Origin of the sequence: Tolypothrix bouteillei VB521301 (assembly GCF_000760695.4) — a bacterium.
GTDB classification, from domain to species: domain Bacteria; phylum Cyanobacteriota; class Cyanobacteriia; order Cyanobacteriales; family Nostocaceae; genus Scytonema; species Scytonema bouteillei_A.
The window spans coordinates 4,497,548-4,518,817 of sequence record NZ_JHEG04000001.1 but is presented as its reverse complement, the minus strand read 5'-3'; the positions used below and the strand labels follow the sequence as shown (position 1 = coordinate 4,518,817).

13 protein-coding genes are annotated in these 21,270 nt (G+C 40.8%); 4 read left to right on the top strand and 9 right to left on the bottom strand.

The window, feature by feature from the left end; translation table 11 throughout:
• Positions 1 to 44 precede the first annotated feature (44 nt).
• The 6 genes from HC643_RS18055 to HC643_RS18030 all read right to left on the bottom strand — a co-directional run bounded on the left by HC643_RS18055 (position 45) and on the right by HC643_RS18030 (position 11,569).
• Complete coding sequence (locus HC643_RS18055) at positions 45 to 1,379, bottom strand: PQQ-dependent sugar dehydrogenase (RefSeq protein ID WP_038086291.1); 1,335 nt, start codon at positions 1,377 to 1,379, stop codon at positions 45 to 47.
• A gap of 150 nt (positions 1,380 to 1,529) precedes the next feature.
• Positions 1,530 to 2,624, bottom strand: coding sequence for a hybrid sensor histidine kinase/response regulator (locus HC643_RS18050; RefSeq protein WP_038086293.1), 1,095 nt, complete (start codon positions 2,622 to 2,624; stop codon positions 1,530 to 1,532).
• A 122-nt stretch (positions 2,625 to 2,746) separates the two neighbouring features.
• Positions 2,747 to 3,970 carry an EAL domain-containing response regulator gene (locus tag HC643_RS18045; RefSeq protein ID WP_038086295.1) on the bottom strand — a complete coding sequence of 408 codons (1,224 nt, stop codon included), beginning with the start codon at positions 3,968 to 3,970 and terminating at the stop codon, positions 2,747 to 2,749.
• 207 nt (positions 3,971 to 4,177) lie between these two features.
• Positions 4,178 to 6,637 carry a PAS domain S-box protein gene (locus HC643_RS18040; RefSeq protein WP_050045926.1) on the bottom strand — a complete coding sequence of 820 codons (2,460 nt, stop codon included), beginning with the start codon at positions 6,635 to 6,637 and terminating at the stop codon, positions 4,178 to 4,180.
• 632 nt (positions 6,638 to 7,269) lie between these two features.
• Positions 7,270 to 10,071: a family 10 glycosylhydrolase gene (locus tag HC643_RS18035; RefSeq protein ID WP_050045923.1), complete on the bottom strand. Its 2,802-nt coding sequence runs from the start codon at positions 10,069 to 10,071 to the stop codon at positions 7,270 to 7,272.
• A gap of 169 nt (positions 10,072 to 10,240) precedes the next feature.
• On the bottom strand, positions 10,241 to 11,569 hold the full coding sequence (locus tag HC643_RS18030) for a TIGR03279 family radical SAM protein (protein ID WP_038081101.1): 1,329 nt from the start codon (positions 11,567 to 11,569) through the stop codon (positions 10,241 to 10,243).
• 133 nt (positions 11,570 to 11,702) lie between these two features.
• On the opposite strand from HC643_RS18030, the gene HC643_RS18025 reads away from it, so the two are divergent.
• The 3 genes from HC643_RS18025 to HC643_RS18015 all read left to right on the top strand — a co-directional run bounded on the left by HC643_RS18025 (position 11,703) and on the right by HC643_RS18015 (position 14,465).
• Complete coding sequence (locus HC643_RS18025; protein ID WP_038081102.1) at positions 11,703 to 12,689, top strand: FecCD family ABC transporter permease; 987 nt, start codon at positions 11,703 to 11,705, stop codon at positions 12,687 to 12,689.
• Positions 12,686 to 13,468 carry an ABC transporter ATP-binding protein gene (locus HC643_RS18020; protein ID WP_038081104.1) on the top strand — a complete coding sequence of 261 codons (783 nt, stop codon included), beginning with the start codon at positions 12,686 to 12,688 and terminating at the stop codon, positions 13,466 to 13,468. The genes HC643_RS18025 and HC643_RS18020 overlap by 4 nt, the downstream gene beginning before the upstream one ends.
• Positions 13,469 to 13,568: 100 nt before the next feature.
• On the top strand, positions 13,569 to 14,465 hold the full coding sequence (locus HC643_RS18015) for an ABC transporter substrate-binding protein (RefSeq protein WP_038081106.1): 897 nt from the start codon (positions 13,569 to 13,571) through the stop codon (positions 14,463 to 14,465).
• 111 nt (positions 14,466 to 14,576) lie between these two features.
• On the opposite strand, the gene HC643_RS18010 is transcribed toward HC643_RS18015, so the two are convergent.
• Together HC643_RS18010 and HC643_RS18005 are read right to left on the bottom strand one after the other, a co-directional pair.
• Entirely contained in the window at positions 14,577 to 15,533 is a 957-nt protein-coding gene (locus HC643_RS18010; RefSeq protein ID WP_038081107.1) for an undecaprenyl-diphosphate phosphatase, read from the bottom strand.
• Positions 15,534 to 15,784: 251 nt separating this feature from the next.
• Positions 15,785 to 16,807 carry a mechanosensitive ion channel family protein gene (locus HC643_RS18005; RefSeq protein ID WP_038081191.1) on the bottom strand — a complete coding sequence of 341 codons (1,023 nt, stop codon included), beginning with the start codon at positions 16,805 to 16,807 and terminating at the stop codon, positions 15,785 to 15,787.
• An 897-nt stretch (positions 16,808 to 17,704) separates the two neighbouring features.
• On the opposite strand from HC643_RS18005, the gene HC643_RS18000 reads away from it, so the two are divergent.
• Complete coding sequence (locus HC643_RS18000; protein WP_038081108.1) at positions 17,705 to 18,160, top strand: Fur family transcriptional regulator; 456 nt, start codon at positions 17,705 to 17,707, stop codon at positions 18,158 to 18,160.
• Between the two features lie 28 nt (positions 18,161 to 18,188).
• Here the strand turns inward: HC643_RS18000 and HC643_RS17995 are convergent, their stop codons facing one another.
• Positions 18,189 to 21,215, bottom strand: a complete 3,027-nt coding sequence (locus tag HC643_RS17995; RefSeq protein ID WP_038081110.1) for a pentapeptide repeat-containing protein — start codon at positions 21,213 to 21,215, stop codon at positions 18,189 to 18,191.
• Positions 21,216 to 21,270 lie beyond the last annotated feature (55 nt).

The following is a 21,270-nucleotide window of genomic DNA, read 5'->3' as shown; positions in this document are numbered from 1 at the left end:
TTGTTAGTTGTTAGTTACTACGACCGATCGCTAACTACTAACCACTAACCTTTGTACTGAATCCTATAAATCCGATTGTTAGCTTCCTCGGTGACGAGAAGACTACCATCAGGTAGGACAAGTAACCCTACAGGACGCCCCCAAGTTGTGGGTATGGAAGGGTCAAGTAAAAATCCCGTGAGGAAGTCTTCATAGTAGCCTTGGGGTCTGCCTTTACTATCAAAAGGGACAAAGACAATTTTGTAACCAGTACCGCGATCGCGATTCCAAGAACCGCGAAAGGCAACAAAAGCACCATTACGGTATTTTTGGGGAAAGGTTTGTCCGTCATAAAACTGCAAGCCCAAAGCAGCTGAATGTGCTTGAAATAAAACATCTGGAGTACGAGTGCGAGCTGCTAAGTCGGGTTGTTTGCTTTTGTTACCTGTGGTTTGGCGGGGGTCAAGATTATTAGGTGTTAGGTACGTATAAGGCCATCCATAAAATTCTCCCTGCTGAATGCGAGTAAAGTAATCTGGTACTAAATCATCTCCTATGCCGTCTCGTTCGTTGACAGTTGTGTAAAGTTCTTTCGTTACAGGATGAAAGTCCAGACCCACTGGGTTACGCAAACCGGAGGCAAAGGTTTGCCGCCCAGTCCCATCTAAGTTCATAACCTGTACGGAAGCCCTTGGTAGTGGTTCTTCATCTACATTAGTTTCCGAACCAATAGAGACGTATATTTTTTTACTATCTGGTGATGACAATACGTTACGAGTCCAGTGCTGATTGTATCCACCACCGGGTAAATCAGCGATTTTTTGTCCGTTCCCAATGAGTTGCTGTTGACCTTGTTGGTAAGGAAATTTCAAGACAGCATCAGTATTACCCAAAAAGAAGGAATTATCTGCAAAAGCCATACCAAAGGGAATATTCAGTCCATTTGCAGAACTAGCAAATGTCTCTTTAATATCAGCCACGCCATCACCGTTGGTATCTTTAAGTAAACGAATGCGATTTTGTCTGGTTTCTGTCACCAAAACATCTCCAGTCGGAGTTAAAGCCAACCAACGCGGTGCATTTAAACCCTCGGCAAAAACGTTAACAACAAAGCCAGAGGGTACGCGCAGAGTCGGTTTTGCAGGAATCGCTACAACTTGAGGTCCTTTTGAAGCACTATCAGTAGCAAAAGGTTTTGGTAAACTTTTGACGTCAATATTAATGGGTGTAGGAGACAGAGTCTCAGTCGGAATCACATTTTCTGTTTGTGCTGAATTCTGTGCTAGTTGAGTAGAAGGTGCAGAAGCTTGGGGTGTAGATTCTTCTGGGTAGGCACTGGTTTGAACGCAGGCTGCTGTACCCAGAAACAGAAACAGCAGCAACCAACGCAGAGATTTCATAGTAGCAGTTTCCGTATAACTTCACGGTGCAACACCTTCAAGTTTAACGTTTGGTCAGCGATCGCTGATTGCCATTGAGTGAAAAAGCTGTCCTCAATCGCTGGAATTAAAAGTAGGAAGATTAATTTATAAGAATTTATTTTTTTGCTCTCAGGCACATGGAAGCAGTACTTGCACAACCGTTTTCTCTCCAGGCTGACTGTAAATTTGGAGTTCCCCCCCGTGTAATTCCGCTATACGCTTAACAATGCTTAAGCCCAAACCCGAACCTTGCTGTTCGTAAAGTTTTCGGTCAAATTGCCGATAAGCGCCTAGATTTGAAATTTCGGAGCTTGTCATACCTCTACCAAAATCAGTAAATGATAGAGTAAATTTTTTATTTTTAACAGTACTTTCTACATAAATATTGGTTCCTGGCAAAGAGAATTTTAAAGCATTATCTAATAATTCTTCAGCCATTTTATAAAGTCTAGTTTCACAAATCCTTAAGCGACAAGTTTTTTGAAAATTAACACTTACATCTGACCCACGACCCATTTTTTTAGCTTTTTCATCGATTAATCTTTGTAATCCTATTACAGGAAATGTAGTTTTGTGGTTTTGGAGTAACGTTATTTTCTGTGAGTCTGTCGCTATAATTTCTAATTCTGCATAAAGTAAAAATTTTTGAATTAACCTGTAGAGACGTTCACCCGATTTATGAATACCTTCGGCCATTTCACGGATTTCGTGTGAAGAAAGGTTATCAACTTCTTTAATTAAAAGTTCTGAAAAACCTAAAATTCCATTAAGTGGTGTCCGCATTTCATGAGGAAGGGACATCGCAATATTGCTACGCAACTCATCCAGCTTTTTTTGTGATTGCTGACGAATAGCAGCTTGTTTTTCCAATCTTGAGGAAATAGCTGCTAATAATTCTACCCTAGTAAAAGGTTTGGTTAAGTAATCATCTGCCCCCAAGACCATTCCTTGGCGCATATCGGCTTTGTCACACTTACCGGTTAAAAAAATAAATGGAATTGTTGCTGTTAGGGGTTGTTGACGTAATTTCTGCAAAACGTCGTGCCCGTCTAGTTCTGGCATCATAACATCGCAGATAATTATATCCGGTAGTTCCTCATGAGCTAATTGCATACCGATTAAACCATTTTCTGCAGCAACAACCTTGAAATTCTCATAAGTGAGTAATTCTACCAAATTTTGCCGCACGGTTGTTTCATCTTCTATAACTAGAATTTTGTGCATATTGTTATTTTTGGTTTTTGTTTATCTGCGTTTAAATTCCTTAAATTATCATTTTTTTAATAAAATTAAAAAAATAACTTTATATATAATTCTTTTTTAATTATTCAATATCTTCTCAAAAACTATTGACCATTAACCGCTAATTTTTTATCCTCAATTAACATTTTTTCAAAATCTGAGGCTGGTATGGGACGGCTAAAGAGGAACCCTTGCATAGCGTCACAGTTATAAGTTCGTAAAAATTCTAATTCTTGTTCTGTCTCTACACCTTCAGCTATAACCTTAAGATTCAAATTGTGTGCCATTTGAATCAATGCTGTAGTGATTGCTGCTTTTTGGGGATCGTTAGCAACGTTTTGAATGAAGTAACGATCTATTTTTAATGTATTAACGGGTAATTGCTTCAGATAAAGCAAAGAAGAATAACCTGTGCCAAAATCATCAATAGCAATTTGTACTCCTAAAGATTTAATTTCCTGTATATTTTGAAGAGCGCCATCGACATTTTGCATAATCATGCTTTCTGTTAATTCTAGTCCTATGCGCTCTGCCACTAGGTTATTGTTCCGTAAAAATTTAATAATTTTTTGACTAAATTCAGGTTGCATCAATTCACAGACTGATAAATTGACCGCAACGTGCAAGAAAGGAAATCCTGAATCATGCCATAATTTAGTCTGCTTGCATACACTACGCAATATCCATTCTCCAATAGGAACAATTAAACCTGTAGACTCTGCTATGGGTATCACTTGTACGGGAGAAACTATACCCAGTTCTGGATGGTGCCAGCGCAATAAACTTTCAGCTGCTACAATTTTGCCAGAATTGATATCAACAATAGGTTGATAATAAATTTGAAATTGGCGAAAATCTCGTTGTTCTAAAGTCTGACGCAGGTACATTTCAAGCTTGTGTGCTTCTGGGGAGACAGCCTTACTGTCATAGTTGGAATTATTTATATGTTGTTTGAGAGTGGCTTGTTTGGATAAGCGACTGACGATCGCATTTAACAGTTCAGCCCGAGTAAATGGTTTGGTTAAATAGTCATCTGCTCCTAGATCCATGCCTTGACGAAAATCAGATCTGGCAGATCTAGCAGTCAGAAAGATAAATGGAATTGTTGCTGTCACTGTTTGTTCGCGTAATGCAGTCAGTACCCCGTAGCCATCAACCTCTGGCATCATAAGATCGCACAAAATAAGATCGGGCGCTTCAGTGAATGCCAGTTGTAAACCTATTTTTCCATTGGGAGCAGAAATCATATCATAGTTTTCTGCTTCTAATAGGTCTAGAATATTCTCTCTTACTGATTGTTCGTCTTCAATGACTAAAATTTTGATCATAATTTTCCTAAGTTTGTGGTTGGTTACTAATTGCCAGTCAGTCCGGTGCTACAGGTCAGTCTCCTGCACCCTAATGGGTGTATGACCCTACAGGCTTAGCTTTCAAAAACAAAGCAGTATCTGACCATAAAATACGGCACCGCCCAAGCGTATGCCTTGCATCTAGAGTCTCCGGTAGGAGATAGGGTCGTCAATTGTTATTTCCCATTACCCCTTATCTCCTATAGGAGCCTCACCGTCCCCATTCCCTACTGGTAACCTGACAGTGAATGTTGTTCCTAAAGCTTCTTGGCTTGTTACAGTAATTTCACCTTTGTAGGTATCAACGCATCTTTTAACAACGGCCAGTCCCAATCCCGTTCCCTGGATGTGACCGACGTTTGTAGCACGATGAAATGATTCAAATATATGGGGTAGATCGTCTGGTGGAATACCAATCCCACGGTCTTGAATTTCAAAGATTGCTTGCTCAGCTTCTAACTGAAGGGTAAATTGAATAAGGTTATTGTTTGGAGAATATTTAATAGCATTTGATAATAAGTTACTTAGAATTTGTCCCAGTAATTTCTTATCCATAGAACATGGGATGGAATTATATTGGCTTTGAAAATTGATTACTTGTTGATTTTTAATATTTAATTCTGATTCCTTCACCATGTATTGACAGTATTCAATTAAATCAAACTCTTCTAGATCTAAATTTAGTTTTTTCGATTCTGCTCTACCAATTAGTAAAACATCGTTTAACGTTTCTATCATGTGATGAACGGCGTTTTGAATGCGTTGCAGGTGAGAAAGCTGCTTTTCCCGTGTCCATTTGTGACTGTAGTATTGTAGTAATTCTGCGGAGGAGAGAATAGTACTTAAGGGCGTGCGAAATTCATGGGAAGTCATGGCAATAAAGCGAGATTTGAGGTCGTTAAGTTCTTTTTCTTTTTGCAAGGCATTTTTGAGATCCTCTTCGAGTTGCTTGCGTTCTGTAATATCAATCCAGTAACCAACGATTTCTAAAGGGTTGCCGGTGTCATCTAGTACAAGCTTGGCTTGATCGTACATCCACCGGACACTTCCATTTTTATGGAAAAAGCGGTACTCGTAGTTAATTTGTTTTTGCTCAAACAGTTTTGCTGCACCAGCCATAATTCTTGGCAGATCTTCTGAATCAATGTGGTTTATCCAAAAACCAGGAGTTTGCACAAACTCCTGTACTTCATAACCAAGCACGGACGTTACATTGTCACTAATAAACGTTGTGTCAAAATCGCCTGAAGGTTTGCAGCTATAAATAACTCCAGGACTAGAGGAGAGTAAATACTGCAACCGTTCTTGCGATACTAGTAGAGCAACAGCTGCCCTCTGTCGCTCTGTGATGTCGGTTTGAATACCAATATAGTGTGTTAAATTTCCACTCGAGTCGTGAACCGGAGAAATACTTAACTCATTCCAAAACAAAGAGCCGTCCTTACGGTAGTTGCGTAAAACTACCGTACAGCCCTTCCCCTGAATAATAGCATTGCGTAATTCAATTAAACCAGGCTGATTGGTATCACCATTTTGAAGAAAGCGGCAATTTTTTCCCAAAACTTCTTCTACAGAGTAACCCGTTATTTTCTCGTAAGCTTTATTGGCATAAATAATTGGTGAGTTTGGCACGGTTACATCAGTAATCACAATGCCATTGCTGCTAGCTGCCATTGCGCGATCGCGAAGTCGAAGGCTTTCTTCGGCTTGCTTGCGGCAAGAAATATCCTCAAATGTACCTAAGATGCCTACGACTTTACCTTCTACGTCATGGAGTGGTACTCTAGTGGTTTCTAACCAAGCTTCTCTACCATTTTTCCGCAGGTGAAGTGACACTGCATGATACTCTGGTACGTTATTCTCCATGACCCTAGCATCACATTCACGGTAATACTGGGCTTCTTCCTGGTTGCGAACTAGATCGCAGTCAGTCTTACCAATAATATCTTCTGGGCTATCCAAGCCTATCATCTGAGCAAAATTGCGGTTGCAACCTATATAGACAGATGTTGTATCCTTCCAAAACACACTTTGAGGAATGTTGTCCATAATAAGTTGTAACATTTCTTGAGATTGCCGCAATTGCTCTTCTACTAACTGGCGATCGACAATTTCGTACATTAACTGCCGATTTATCTCTCTCAAAGCTTGTGTACGTTCCTCAACGCGCATTTCCAGTTCTGCATTTGCTTGGACGAGACCTGCTTGAGCTTGACCTACGATCGCTCCTTGTCTTTCTAAAGAATGGCAAATACTTTCGTATGTAATGACTCCAATGAATCGTTCCTTTTCATCTACAACAACCAGTGCAGGTAAGTGATACAAGCGTAAGAGAGTTAGTAATGGTACTATATTGTTTTCCAATTCAGAAAACTTCAGGGTATTCACTGAAGTCTCCAGCACTTCAAAAATCTTAATTGTTTTAAAGTTAATATCTGAAAAAGCTACTTGTACTATATCTTGCTCTGTCAGCAACCCCAACACTTGTGTGTTATTTAACACCACAACAAAACCTGTTTTTAGCCGAGATTGACGCATAAGTTCCACCGCATCGGACAAAGTTTCTTCTCCGGTAATAGTTAGAGGAGAAGGATCGATGATAGATTCCAAACACGGTAGTACAATGTGTTGATCTAAGGAGTGCATAAAGAGTCACAATAGTCTCAGTAGAAAAATTTTGTATTATAGTAATCTTTCAAAGTAGCTTGTTTTATTGTGACTTTGTAAAAAAATATTTTCTTGCGTATGCTGACATAAATAATGTAATATTTATTACTTAAAATTCTTCTTAAGAGAATTGAAGCGCAGCACTCTTACAGAAACCGCATTTTCTTGTGGAAAGGGTATCCTTGCACTTCGGATCTCCTTCCCACAGCCAATAAGATTTATCTGGGAAAGGCAGAGGGCAGAGGGCAGAGGGCAGAAGGGAGGAATAAGTATTAAAGGTAACAAGTAATCCCCTCTATTCCGTCTGACCTCTGCCAAAGGGGTATAAAACCCCACCCTACGGGTATGTGCAAGGCACACGCTTCGCGAACAGCAGTCGTCAGGGCGCGGGAAACCCCTCCGGGTTCGCTAGTTGCCAGGGCGCGGGAAACCCTCCGCAGGCACTAGTCTCACCGCCTGCAACGCTGCTTCACCGTCTACACGGTGTCTACAATCGGTTGGGGTCAGAATCCCCAACAGAAGTGAGCCTTCTGCCATCTGCCTCCAGCAAGGCTGCCTTCTTCAAATTTCACCTGCCTACACACCCACAGGCTAGCCTTAAGTATTTGTTCTTACTTACGCACTTGAGCACGTTCTCCGTAACGTAGTAACCGATCTATTGTAGTCAAACGATTTTCCCAAACTTTGATTTGGTACAAATTGTCTTGAGAAGGAGCACGCATTAAGATTCTAAATTGAGACACAAAGCGAGTCAGTACGGCTTTTGCTGCAAGCAAATTACTGGAATTAGGCTCTTTCGCTAGCCGATCTAAAGCACTTTGTACAATATTTGCTTGAGAATGAAATGTTGCTAGCGTTGTGGAAGACATCGGTAACTTATTATTTTGAAACAAAAATTTCCATTCTCGTTGTAAAGCAGAGTAGCGGATTGCAGCCGTTTGAAAAGGTTGGCGGTGAGGAATGAGTTCTTGTGGTTTGGGTTGAACGCTACCTTGAGTTGCACTAAAGACTTTGTGTAGGTCATTGCCAAAGTTTTCGGCGGCAAATAGAGCATAACCAATGACGGGCAAATCTCTCAGTAGTTGAATTTGATCGAATGCTCCTACTGTAGGCAATGAAAGCAAGCGAATTCCCGGTACTAATAGCGCTGACCCCAGTTGAGAAGATCTGATCCAAGGTTGTGCCAGTCGATCAAAACGAGCTGTCTCTAAAGCGTAGGTCATGGGAACGATCAAATCTATATCCCCATTCTTTGCCCAAACTTCCCATTGTTGTTGAAGTTTTTGAATGCGTTCTTGTTCTTGTAAAGGAAATACAGCCGCTGACAAAATCAAATTCGGTCGTTTTTCTCGCAGTTGCTTTGACAGTTGTGCAACAAATGTATTGATTTGAGAAGTCCGAAATTCAGTCCACTTTTGCCATAATTCTCTGTCTTTAGGAGAAATGTTGGCTGGATCTACACCAGTTTGTTGTTGGAACTGCTCTCTAGCAGCTTTGCCGTAACCATAAGTCCGATTAGCCGATGGGTCTTGAAAGGGATAGCGAATGTAATCTAGTTGCAAACCATCTACGTTGTAATGAGTGACGATTTCCTCATAGAGATTCAGTAGGTATTGCCTTAATTGGGGATTAGCTGGGTCGAAGAACGGCTTACCCTGTCCTGCTGGAATCATCTGACCGCGATTGTCGTAGCCCGCCCAATCGGGATGAGCAGCAAGCACGGGTCCGGGATACTCAGGGTTAAGGTTCAGTAATTTATTATGATTTCTGTTACCTGCCGCAAATGCCCAAACCCAGGCGTGTAATTCTATACCTCTCTCATGAGCTAGCTTAACTGCACTTTCAAGGGGGTCCCATCCTCGAACAAGTGGGTTTTGTTGTGGTGCAATTTTACTGGGATAAATTGTGTATCCGGCGTTGACTGTTTCAAAAAATACAGTGTTAATTCCCGCTTGAGCGAATTTATCAAAAATAACAGCCAACCCCTGTTCGTTCTTAGCACGGACGATTGTGCCGCGATCGAGCCAGACAGACCGGATTTCTGGTGGAGCAAGTCTTTGGTCGAGAGGAAATTGTTTCCATAGATTTGCTCTTGCTATTTGCCACTGCTGACGGGCAAGGGCATAGTTTTTTTGTGCAATTAATTGAGGCAAGTTTTTAGCAACTGCGCGGGCATTATCGATAACTTGTTCTGGATTGGAAACCAGTGAACCTGGTGTTGTGGATGCAACTTCTGTTTGTTGCGCCTTCGCCGCTTGGGCTGCGTTGGTGTTTCCGTTAATAACTGAAGCTGATAAACGAGAACTCTCTACTCTACCAATTAGGTTTTCAAGCTCGTGTTGGAGTGCGATCGCATCTGATGAGCTGATGGGCGATTGTGAGTAGGGGTCAACATTAAATCGTACTCTTTGTTCTAATTGGTCGATTGCTTCGTCTGATTTTGGTGTCGGTGCAATGTTAATGGGGGGAGTAGGGGAGCCAGCGCCATACGGGGGTTCTCCCCATTGAGGCGACTGGCGTAGTAGGGAGAGGGGAGCAGAGGATGGAGATGGGGCGGTGGGGAGTGGGGGAGTAGGAGAAGTTTTGGATGAGGTAGATGAAGAAGTTGTTTGTCCCCTTGTGTCCCTTATCCCAGAAGTAGAGGGAAGCGTTGCTACAGTGGGACTACAAGTTCCCGAACCCCCTTTTACTCGAGATGGAGCAGTTGTAGGTTTCTTGAGAAAACGGTTGACACTTGTTTGCAACCAAGCTGTATCTAACTCTGGTGATGCAACAGCATCGACTCCCCAACGCCAACCAAAAAATGTAGAACGATCCGTAGCTACCACTGCGACCGGGCTATCTTTAGAATCCCAAACAGCAGCAGTTTGAGTTGTGGCTAATTCATCGGGAACAACCACACCACCGCGTATCTTGCCAAAAAGTTCCTTTTTATCTGCCCAGACCTGAATTTTTTGTTTTGATGGAAGTTGTAACTGTTGTGCGTTTTCAAGGCTAAATCCCCAATACCCCCCCAACAGTGTACGCAAAAGCTGTCTAACTCCTGGTGCTGATACACTTCCTACCGGACCGCTGGCAATTAAACGTCCTCCTTTGCTCATCCATTCTTCTAAAGCAATAGCTTGCGCTGGAGCTAATGACTCAACATTAGGCATAAATAAGATAGTGCGATCGCCCCAATCCGCAGCACTCCTCACATTCCACAAGGGAATTACACAGTACTTGATTCCCGCAGTCTGCAAACGGTTTGTAATGCCCGTCCACTGATTTGTATTTTCTGTACTTTGGACAATACTGATAACTGGTTCTGGAGTTGTTGCCGTAGCGGGCAAAATTAGTAAATTAAATAGTAAGAATTTAAAATTAAAAATTAAAAATCCTGCTTTTTGAATTTTTCGTTTCCGATCGATCACTATAAACCTCCATATGCTAATGGCTAATAGCTAATGGCTAATAGCTAATGGCTAATTGCTGGTTGCCCACCGCTTCAAGCTTTTGGTGGGCATTGACCACCCTACGTGTATTCAAAAATCAAATAAAATTGCTAATTATTAAATGCTATGAGCTATGAGCCATTAGCCGTTAGCCATTAGCCATTAGCATTAAAATTAATTCTTCAACTCCTGACACTGGAAATACTTTTGTACCCAGTGCTTGAGCCACATCATCAACACTTATATCATCTAAAAATACTAATTCGCCATGTTTCAGCATGACACTTGGCAACAAAATTCCATTTCCTAAGTCTTGCCCCTTTAACTTTAGGAGCAAATCGTGACCGGTTAGCAAGCCCGTGACGCTGATGTTCTGTCCCCAGTAGTCACTTGACAAAGCACACATACTTACCTCTAATCCCTCAACTGAGTTCAATCGCTTGATAATTGGCTCAAATGCTTGTTCTACTGCGTTACCCACAACCCAAGTAAATTTTCTAGGTTCAATTTTTGGTGGTAACAACCGATCGGCTGTTTCTGAAAATTGTCTCAGAAATAAACGAATGGAACCAACACCGTTATCGATTTGCGGATAGTCTGCATACTCGGATTCTTCTGGCAATTCCTCTCTAGCAATAAGAAACCACTCATCAGCTAACCAAATACAGTTTTGACCGTATTTTTTCTGAAACTCTCGTTGTAGCGATCGCACTTGCTGAATTGTTTCCCTTGCCTTTTCCGTACTTACGGGTATCAGTTCGTCTTCTGGCGGGCGAAATTTTGTTAAACCCACTGGTACTACTGCTACAGAGGCAACAGCAGGGACTTCACCTGTGTGAAAAGAAGCTAAATCTCTGAGTGTTTGTTCTAAATGACTGCCATCATTGATACCAGGACAGACGACAACCTGTGCGTGAATTTGAAGTCTTCTTTCTTGGAACCACTGAATTTGCTGCAAAATTTGACTGGCTCGGGGATTTTTTAGCAATCGGATTCTGACTTCTGGCTCTGTTGCATGAACGGAAACATAAAGGGGTGACAACCGCATATTTTCAATACGCTGCCATTCTCGTTCTGGTAAATTTGTAAGAGTTAAGTAAGAGCCATATAAAAAACTGAGCCGATAGTCATCATCCTTCAGATATAAACTAGAACGTTTGCCGGGAGGTTGCTGGTCTATAAAACAGAAGGGACAGTGATTGTTGCACTGAATTAAATTATCAAAAAGCGCTGTTTCAAACTCTAGCCCCAAGTCATCATCGAAGTCTTTTTCAATTTCTATATAATGTGTTTTACCAGCAGCGTCTAACACTTCCAATTCCAGCACTTCATCAGCACATAAAAATTGATAATCTATTAAATCTCTGGGCTTTGTACCGTTAATGCTAACAATTGCATCTCCCGGTTCAAATCCAATTTCTGCGGCGATAGATTCAGATAATACTTTAGTAATTCGGGCAGGATGAATAATAGCCATTTTAAATAGGATTATATGGTTAGTGGTTAGTGGTTAGTAGTGAGTGGTTGGTGGTACAATGAACAGAAAAATTATAGTGTTTTTCTATCACAGTCTCTAAGAGCCAACAATTAACAATTAACAATTAACATCAGTGAAAAAAATTATCTCAGATAACCGTGTTGTAGTGGCAACTTTACTGCTCAGTGTAACACTGGTGTTCTTAATAGGAATTTCTTTATCTTTTGGGGCAGTTGCCTTAACTCCATCCCAATTATGGCAGGCAGTACTTCGTAAAGGCGATACGCTCGCTCAAACTATTATCTGGGATTTACGGTTACCTCGAACCCTAGCAGCAATGCTGGTGGGTGCAGCTTTGGGAATGTCTGGCGCACTGCTTCAAGGAATGCTTCGGAATGGACTAGCCGATCCTTTCTTGCTTGGTATTTCGGCTGGGGCGGGTTTGGTAGCTGTCCCAATATTTGCTCTGGGAATATTGCAAAGTTGGATTCCTTTTGCTGCATGGGTTGGTAGCCTATTGACTACCTTGTTCGTTTATCTTCTGGCTCGCAGTGGTGATGGTATTTCTATCGAAAGGTTAATATTGGGTGGAGTTGCTGTGAGTTCGTTATTTGGAGCAATTCAATCGGTTTTGTTGCTTTTAGCAGAAGATGGACAGATCCAAGCAGCGTTAAGTTGGCTAATTGGCAGTCTTAACGGTAGGGGATGGAATCTAGTTGCGCTTGCGGGACCTTATATTTGTATAGCTTTATTGCTAGGGTCGCTACTCGGTCGCAGTCTTAATTTATTAAATTTAGGAGATGACTTAGCAGTTGGATTGGGAGTTTCCTTGGCGCGATCGCGTATTACGATTGGTGCTGTTGCTACACTACTTGCTGCTGGTGCTGTGAGTGTCGCCGGATTGATTGGCTTTGTTGGCTTAATCGTTCCCCACGGTATCCGCTTGTTTGTTGGCACAGATTACCGATTTGTTTTGCCTTTAAGTGCTGTAGGTGGCGCTTTAGTTTTAACAGGAGCCGATCTGCTTTCTCGCTTGGGCGCTGTAGAATTACCAGTAGGTGCAATCACCGCACTGCTGGGTTCGCCTGTATTTATTTGGTTACTGTACAACCGCAGATGACAATCTTAGAAACTCACGCTCTTACTGGTGGATACTCAGGCAAACCCGTTATTCAAGATATTTCCCTCACACTTCAAGCGGGAGAATGGTTAAGTTTAGTCGGTGCTAACGGTTCGGGAAAATCCACCCTGCTAAAACTGATGAGTCGCTTGTTGAAACCGCAAACAGGATCTGTACTCCTTGACGGACAAGCTATTCATACTCAAAAAGCAACAGATGTTGCTAAAAAGTTGGCTTTACTCCCACAACAGCAAACAATACCTCCAGGATTGACAGTAAAACAGTTAGTCTCTTTAGGACGCACGCCCCACCAACCTTGGTGGCAATGGGAGTTAGATGCAGAAGATAGAGAGAAAGTAGAACAAGCTTTACACCTAACACAGATGCAAACATTCCGCGATCGCTCTGTAGAACAATTATCGGGGGGTGAAAGACAAAGAGCATTTTTAGCACTTGCATTAGCCCAAAATCCACAAGTGTTGCTCTTAGATGAGCCAACAACTTATTTAGATGTACGCTACCAATTGCAGTTATTAGAGTTGCTCAAACAACTTAACCAAGAACAAAATATATCTATCATTACAGTGCTGCATGATGTCAATTTAGCAGCTAGGTATAGCTCTCGTATTGCTCTAATTTATCAAGGAAAAGTTTGGTCTGTAGGAGAACCCAAGAGAGTATTAACACCAGACAATTTAGCTAATGTTTTAGGTGTAAAAATTGCTGTAATCGAAACACCAGTCGGTTTGCAAATTTGTTCTTTAATGGCAATTGACTAAAAATATGAAGGATAAGAAAAATTGATATACAGATTGAGAAGACTCAATTTATTTAGAATATTTACTTCATTCTTTAGTTGATATATTTTGAGGTGTTATTATGAAGCGTTATTTAATATTGATTGGACTATTTATCTGGATAATTTTTGGGATTTTTGCTTGCTCCAATACAGCAAACGAGCAGGCAAAAACTTTATCAGAGACAAATACTACTGCTGTGACACAGCAACCCGAGCGATCGGTGGAAAAAGTTGTTACGCTAACATCTCTATCTACAGATATTATTTCTAGATTGGACAGTAAAAAAATTGTGGGAATGTCAGGTAGCAACTTATTTAAAAATGACCCACGTTTTAAGGATATTCCTCGTGTCAGCGAAGGTCAAGCACCACCAAATCTAGAGAAAATTTTAGCTTTGAAACCAGATTTAGTTATTGGTGCAGAGGGTTTTTCCAATCAAACAACGAACAAACTCAAAGAGTTAGGTATTCAAACTCTGCTCACTAAAGTCGATAGTTGGGAAGGGTTAGAAGATTTAACTAAAACATTAGCAAAGATAGTGAATGCAGATCCAACACCACTTTTAAAGCAGTACCAAACTTTTTTGCCCGATAAACCAATACAGAAGGAATCTACTTTGGTACTAGTCAGCCGCCAACCGATTTTAGCACCAAATAAAAAAAGCTGGGCTGGCAATTTACTGGATAAATTTCAGGTAACAAATTTAGCAGAAGATTTACAAGGAAAAGCACCGATACCCGGTTACATAACTCTTTCTGCTGAGAAAATTTTGGAAGCCAATCCAGAAGTTCTCATTATTGTTAGCCCTCAACCTGGGCTTTTAAAATCTTTTCAGTCAGAATCTTTTTGGAAGTCCCTAAAAGCAACAAAAAATAATCGAGTCTACGAGTTTGATTACTACGGGCTTGTCAATCCTGGTAGTATTGATGCGATCGCAAAAGCTTGTCAGCAATTAAAAGCAGTTTTGCTAGGGTAATTAATTTTTGCTCGTTTCCTGGCTCCTGCTTCTTAGTTAGCGAAAACTTCAGTCTAAAACCCCGTCTTTTTCAGATCTCTTTCCCAAGCTCCGCCTGGGAAAGAGATCTAGTTACTGATTAGTCAAAATTCCTGCTCCAATCAACCCTAAAATCACGATACCAAAGACTAAGCGATACCAGATAAAGACCCAAGTGCTTCGGGTTTTTAGAAAACGTAACAAACCAGCGATCGCTAAATAAGAAAAGACTGCTGATGAAACTGTTCCAACGATCAAGGGAACCAAATTATCCCCAAAGCCAAGTTCAAACAAACCTTTTAACTCAACTAAACCAGCTAAGGTAATAGCAGGGATACCTAACAAAAAGGAAAATCTTGCGGCGGTTGCTCTTTCCAAACCAATCAATAGTCCTGCTGTAAGTGTAGAGCCCGAGCGGGAAACACCGGGAATGAGTGCCATAGCTTGAGCCAATCCCATCGATATACCATCTGACATTTCCAACTGGCTGAATTCCCGCTTGCGCTTGCCCAGTTTTTCTGCAATACCCAACAGTACAGACATGAAAATTGAGGCAATGGCTATTGCTCCTAGACTCCGTAAGGGGGAATTATCAAAGTCGGGAATCAATTTTTTAATTAAAAGTCCACAAACAATGATTGGCAGTGTTCCTATCAGAATTCCCAAACTCACGCGGAAGTCTTTGTCTTGGTAATCGGAACGGCTAATTGCTTTTGTTGCTCCTACAACAAGTTGTGTCAAATCTCCCCAGAAATACCACAGTACTGCAGCAATACTCCCAAGCTGAATAACGGCTGTAAAAGCGACTCCCGGATCGCCCCACCCAAGTATCACTGGCACTACTTTTAAATGAGCCGTACTACTGATAGGTAAAAATTCCGTAGCTCCTTGAACAAAACCCAAGACGAGGGCTTGGAAAATATTCATATGCTGGGCTCCATTGGCGCTTGTAGGCTGAGTGCCAAAAGCTTTTAACGGTTCTAACGCAATCGAGAGCGCGGCAGATGAAACACTTAAAATTACAAATAATTGACGTTTTGATAAAATCATTCAGTTTACCTTGCGATCGCCATCTGTATCAGTTCTACAAACAATTTCACAAATGCTTCCCTACAGAAACTCTCCAGTAAAAAAGCACTTAAAAGTATAAAGGTTAAACGATCAAAGATTAGAACAGCTTACGTAATTTTACTAAATTATCAACTTTAACCTATTTTTGTGAGTTTTTTCACTCTTAATATGAAGAAAGTATGAAGAGTTAAGGTTTGATTGCCAACATGGCTGGTAATTGGTAGCGATTGCTAGTTACTGTTAACATTTCCTTGCAAGTAAACATCGCGAACAGGAAAAGGAATTTTGATTCCTTCTTTTTGATAGCGCTTGTGTAATTTTTTCACAAACAAATGTCTGGCAATACGTTGATCGAAAAATTCACTCACTCGCATATATAGCGTAAAATTAATACTAAAATCGGCGAATTCTTCAAATCTTAAATACGGCTCATTGCCCATCAATTCAGGGGCTACTTCTTGCATGACTTCTTTTGCAACTTCTACAGTGACCCTTTCAACATGTTCTAAATCGCTATCGTAGGAAACTCCTACATTCATTATCAGAGTAATTTCTTTAACTGGAAGATGATAGTTTGTAAAAATTGCAGTAGCTAGCTTCGAGTTAGGTACGATAATAACGTTGTTAGACAGCTCTTTAATAGTGGTGTTGCGCCAAGTAATATCTGTAACATAACCCTCATGATTGCTAGTATCTAGCTTCACATAATCTCCCGTTCTGACTTGCTTGGAGATAATTAAATAAAACCCAGAAAATAAATTGGCTAGTGTGTCTTGAAGTGCTAAACCAACTGCAATACCTGTAATACCTAAAGTGGTAATAACAGGTGTGATTTCTACGCCTAGTGTTTGTAGTAAAATGAGTATGCCTAGAACTAAAATAGCAGTTTTGGCGGCATTAGAAATCAAAGATGCTGAAAGTCCTTCTGTTCTCCGTAAATAAAGATTGATAATTCCTGCAGTGAGTCTAGCAAGAACTAAAGTGACAGAGTATAAAAAAGCAATGGTAATAATTTTTTTCAGAACATCTGTAATTTCTGGGTCTGCACGATAACTAATAACGGCACCATAAAAACCAGCTAGCGTACACCAAATAAACGGCATACGATTTAAGGATTGAATCAGTATTTCACCAATTGGGAATTTTCTGCCAAATGCAATCTTTTTGAGTTTTCTAAAAATAACTTGTTCGCCAATAATTCCACTAACTAAGCCAATCAGAAGAAATCCAATTGGCACAATCAATTGCATCATCATGATTTTCAACTTTTGATTTAGGGAACGATAGGTTAGAGTAATTTTGTAACATTTACTACAGAAAATTACCCTATTTGCTGAAATACGGTTTGAAACCGCATATAGTTATTTATGAAGACGATATAGGAGACTTCCAAATAAAAAATTTCCCAATATTGCTTGTGGTAACGAGAGCATCGCCGTGCGGTGAATCTAGCCCTTCAAAAGGGTATCCCACGCCCTGGCAACTGGCGGACCCTTATAGCCCTTGCGGGTATAGCGCCTGCATTATCGCGCAGCGTCTCCGTAAGAAGATAGCGGAAATCTCCCTGTTGGGGCGACTGCGGGGCTTCTACAGCTGACAATATAAGACAGGCGTCCCCACCCATCCCACAATAGGGATAATTTGTTTCTTGGAAATCCCTAGTAGAGTGCAAACTTTATAAGTCTAGCGAATGCAGCCTTGGAAACGGATAACTCCCCCAAGACGAGCAAAATAGGTGACTGCTTAATTTTTATTTTACAATGTTGGCTTTCTCTTGTGGAGCGAGGTTCTAGCCCTGTCTAATATAAGGGGTGGGAGGGTAACGTCTGACGAACACGCGTTCTTTTGACGGAAATTGCAGTCGTACAGCAAATAATTATTAACTATTGACAAGATAGCAGCGGTGCAGTAGACGTTTACAGCAATTTTAAGTTAAAGTTGTAATGAGTTTGTTTTAAATTAGGGTGTGAACAATCTAGGCTTGAGAAGCAAAAAATATACGTCACTTCAACCAGCCGTTGCCCCAGTGCTCCAAAGTTCCTCTTGGGGAGAAGTGAACTTAGAGGAGCAAAAGCGCAAGATACATAAAATAACAAATAAACATTTAACAGGGATAAGAAACCTATTAATTTAAAAAACTTAAAGTAAATATGCAAAAACAAGCGTTATCTACACAACCAATTCGTTCTCTAGAAGATGCTCTCGATCGCTGTCAGAAGCTTGGTATGCGCGTGAGTCGCCAGCGCCGTTTTATTTTAGAACTGTTATGGGATGCACAAGAGCATCTTTCTGCCCGAGAAATTTACGATCGCCTAAACTTGCAAGGGAAAGGTATCGGACATACCTCTGTTTATCAAAATTTAGAAGCTTTATCCGGTCAAGGCATCATTGAGTGTATAGAACGCTGTGATGGTCGTTTGTATGGCAATATTAGCGATTCTCACAGTCACGTTAACTGTTTGGACACCGATCAAATTCTTGATGTTCATATAGAACTTCCAGAAGATTTCATTCGCAAGGTAGAAGAACAAACAGGTGTTAAAATTACCGATTACAGTATTAACTTTTACGGCTACCGCAATAACAAAGAACAGAATGAGGGTTAGTGGTTAGTAGTTAGTGGTTGGTAATTAATCACCGATCGCTAACTACTGTTGGGTTATCGCCGCAATCATCGTATGGCTCTTCTGAAACAATTAGATCCCCTTCTATACTTTCAATAATTCCCTTCTCCAACATATTGTTGTTAGCCCAAATAACTGTTTTGTCTGTAGTATTATTAACATTAAGCAGGGATGGTTGTGACAGTAAATTTTTGATGATTTGAAACTGTTCTGATGAGAATATCGCACCCTTACGTAAAGCAATCTGTTTGCCCTCGTCAGTTAACACAGCTTGAAATAAACAGGCATTAGTCAAATTTACAGAATCAAGATTTACTCCTGTAAGATTTGCGCCCGTGAGATCGGCTCCCATAAAGTTAGCATTATCTAAATTTGTATTCGAGAGGTTTGCACCTGCAAGGTTTGCATCTTGGAAATTAGCTGTAGCAAAGTTTGTCCCAACTAACTCAGCACGTGATAAATTCACCTTTCCAAAATTAGCCCCCGCTAGCAGCACTGCTTCCAAATAAACTCCTGAGAGATTGATAAAGCTAAAAGGTTTGGAGCGAATGCGAGATATAAGAATGTTTTTGCCTAAAATCGATGTCCTACCGATCAGCCACATAAGCGCTTCTGAATTAAATTCTGTTAAAGAAGCAGGGCTCCCGCAGGGAAAAAATTCTTTTTTTGCTTCCTGATGGCTGCTAAAAAGTAATAAAAAAATGTTGAATCCTACTGCTGCATTCACCTGTTCCAGATTAACGGGATTTTGGAACATCTGAAAGTAACTCAAAGCTTGATGCCCTATACCCTCATTTAACCAATAACCTTGGCAATAGGCATACCAAAAAGGTAACAGACGCTGACACAGCACTTCAAAACTAAATTCCCACTTGTTTAAGCGTCGCAGCCCTTCAATGACAAGTGCTTCTATTTCCTGACTGAGAGCACCATAACCAAGTAACTTGTAAAGATGGAGAGCAATTTCACTTTCTGAATCCAATATAAAACTAGGCTCACCATAAGCACTAGGAATACGTTTAACAAGCTGTTTTAAACCTGCAATTATAGCTTTAGCAGACCAATAATCACCTAACTTAGAGTGAGTGAATTCTAGAGAATTTTTGAGTTTGGATTTGGGGTTTTGGACTTTAGCGATTCCGTTGAGAAAATTTCTACTTCCTTCTCCATGCTTAAAATAAAATGCTGGCAATATATCTAATTCCTCAGTCAGGTTTATGCGACAGTGACCTGAATGCAAAATACGCAGCGCTGTATCTTGCATAATTTCCAGCAATTCTTCAGGATGATGACCTTGTAATAGATTAGCGATCGCTTCTTGAGTACGGTGAATATGGCTTGAACCCCAACCCATTTGCACTGTTTTAATACCTTCAGCTTGAGGATAACCAAACAGCCATTTACTCAGACGGTAATAAATTTCCCATAACAAAGAAGCATTTTCTCTATGCTGAGCTTGAGCTGCTAGTTGCAAAATTTCATCATCAAACAATTCATCCCGATGTAAAATGCCCAACAAATAAAGCATCAAAGGTTGTCGCACAAAAGCAGAAAGTTCTTGTAATTCTGGTTTAGTAGCGAAAATACCTGCCTGTTTTAAAAATGTAAAGAAATTTTGGGCAACTGGTAAAGATTGTACTTTTGCCCATTGTTGAAACCACTGTCTCAGCTCATCCTGTTCCCAATGCTCTATGGTAATTCGGTTTAATTGTGATGGCAGATCTTGAGCGATTTCTTGTAAGACTGCCGAGCGGCTGGTCAAGAAAATTTTGTGTTGATGCTTGGATTGAAAATCAATTAATTGTTGAATAAAAATAGCTTTTGCCCTCTTACCCAGGTAAGAAGGTGGTAACTCATCCAAACTATCCAAAAGCAAAAGGCATCTTGGATGAGATAATTCCAGCCATTCTGAAAGATTGACGTGAAAGTTTCCTTTGAAACCAGAATTTAATGTTGCTTCCAAACTTTCGCAAGGTGTCACCTCGGAAAGATTAATAAGTACTGGCATCCAGTTAGGATAAGCTTCCTGAGCTAATATTCCTGCCCAAATTCGACAAAAACTGCTTTTGCCATAACCCACTTCTGATTCAATCAAAGCAACAGTTTCCAGATCGGAAAGTTGTTGCTGCGCCCACGTCATTAAATCGACCGCTTGAGAAGTGGTTGGCATTTGCCCGGAACCATTCTTCTCTAATGGTTGACCCTTAGGAGAGACATAAACATCTTTGAGAGAAAAAGATTCTGCAAATAGCGGTTCTGAGTAACTTTGAATTAAACTGGCTCGGTATAGTTCTCGGTACAAGTCTATTTTGTCACCTGCTGTTACAGTAGACGTAGAAGTTGGAAGTAACGAATTTCCCAACCGAAAGAATTTTTGGAGTTGAGCAAATGAGGGAGCATTTTCCGCAATTGCAGCAAGCAAATGTCCGGTAAGCCCATTCACCAATCGCTGTACGAGCGACTTAGCTTCTGCTTCTTCCGCACTATTAGCCAACAACCAAGCCACAGATGCGTTGTTCATCTGTTGGACGAGTAATGAATCTGCAACCACAGACAGTGCTTGCTCGGCTTGAGTGTCAGTCAGCTTTCCAGGACGGAGAGTTTTCAGCAGCCCTTGTAGTTGAGCATCAGGAAGAAGACGTAAAGAGGACGGGGGGCTATCCCATATCATCATCCTACTTAGCCAAGGACGGCGGAGTTTTTTTTCCTGGCTGAGAACTTGGTGTAAAGCACGAAGATAAGCAATTTGAAACGCCAACCACGTCCCCTCATTGCGTTTTAAAGATTTTTTTTGGCTAAAGGCACTGACTAGGTTTTGAGTCAGTTGTGCGAAGGTAGAAATTTCTAGTACATCAGCCCCTAAAGGCACTTCTAAAACTTCAACGAACGGACAAAGATCGAATATGCTCAGGCTTTTGAGTTCCATATCTTGAACAATACGAAATGCCAAGCCAGCTATTTGCCCCGATGAAAATCGATCTATATGGGGAATTTCAATATCGTGTTCTGCTAACCAATGCCGAAGACTCAAACTCATTACTTAGATATGGAATATCAGCCTATAAGAATTATTAATCATTTATTGAGTTGCG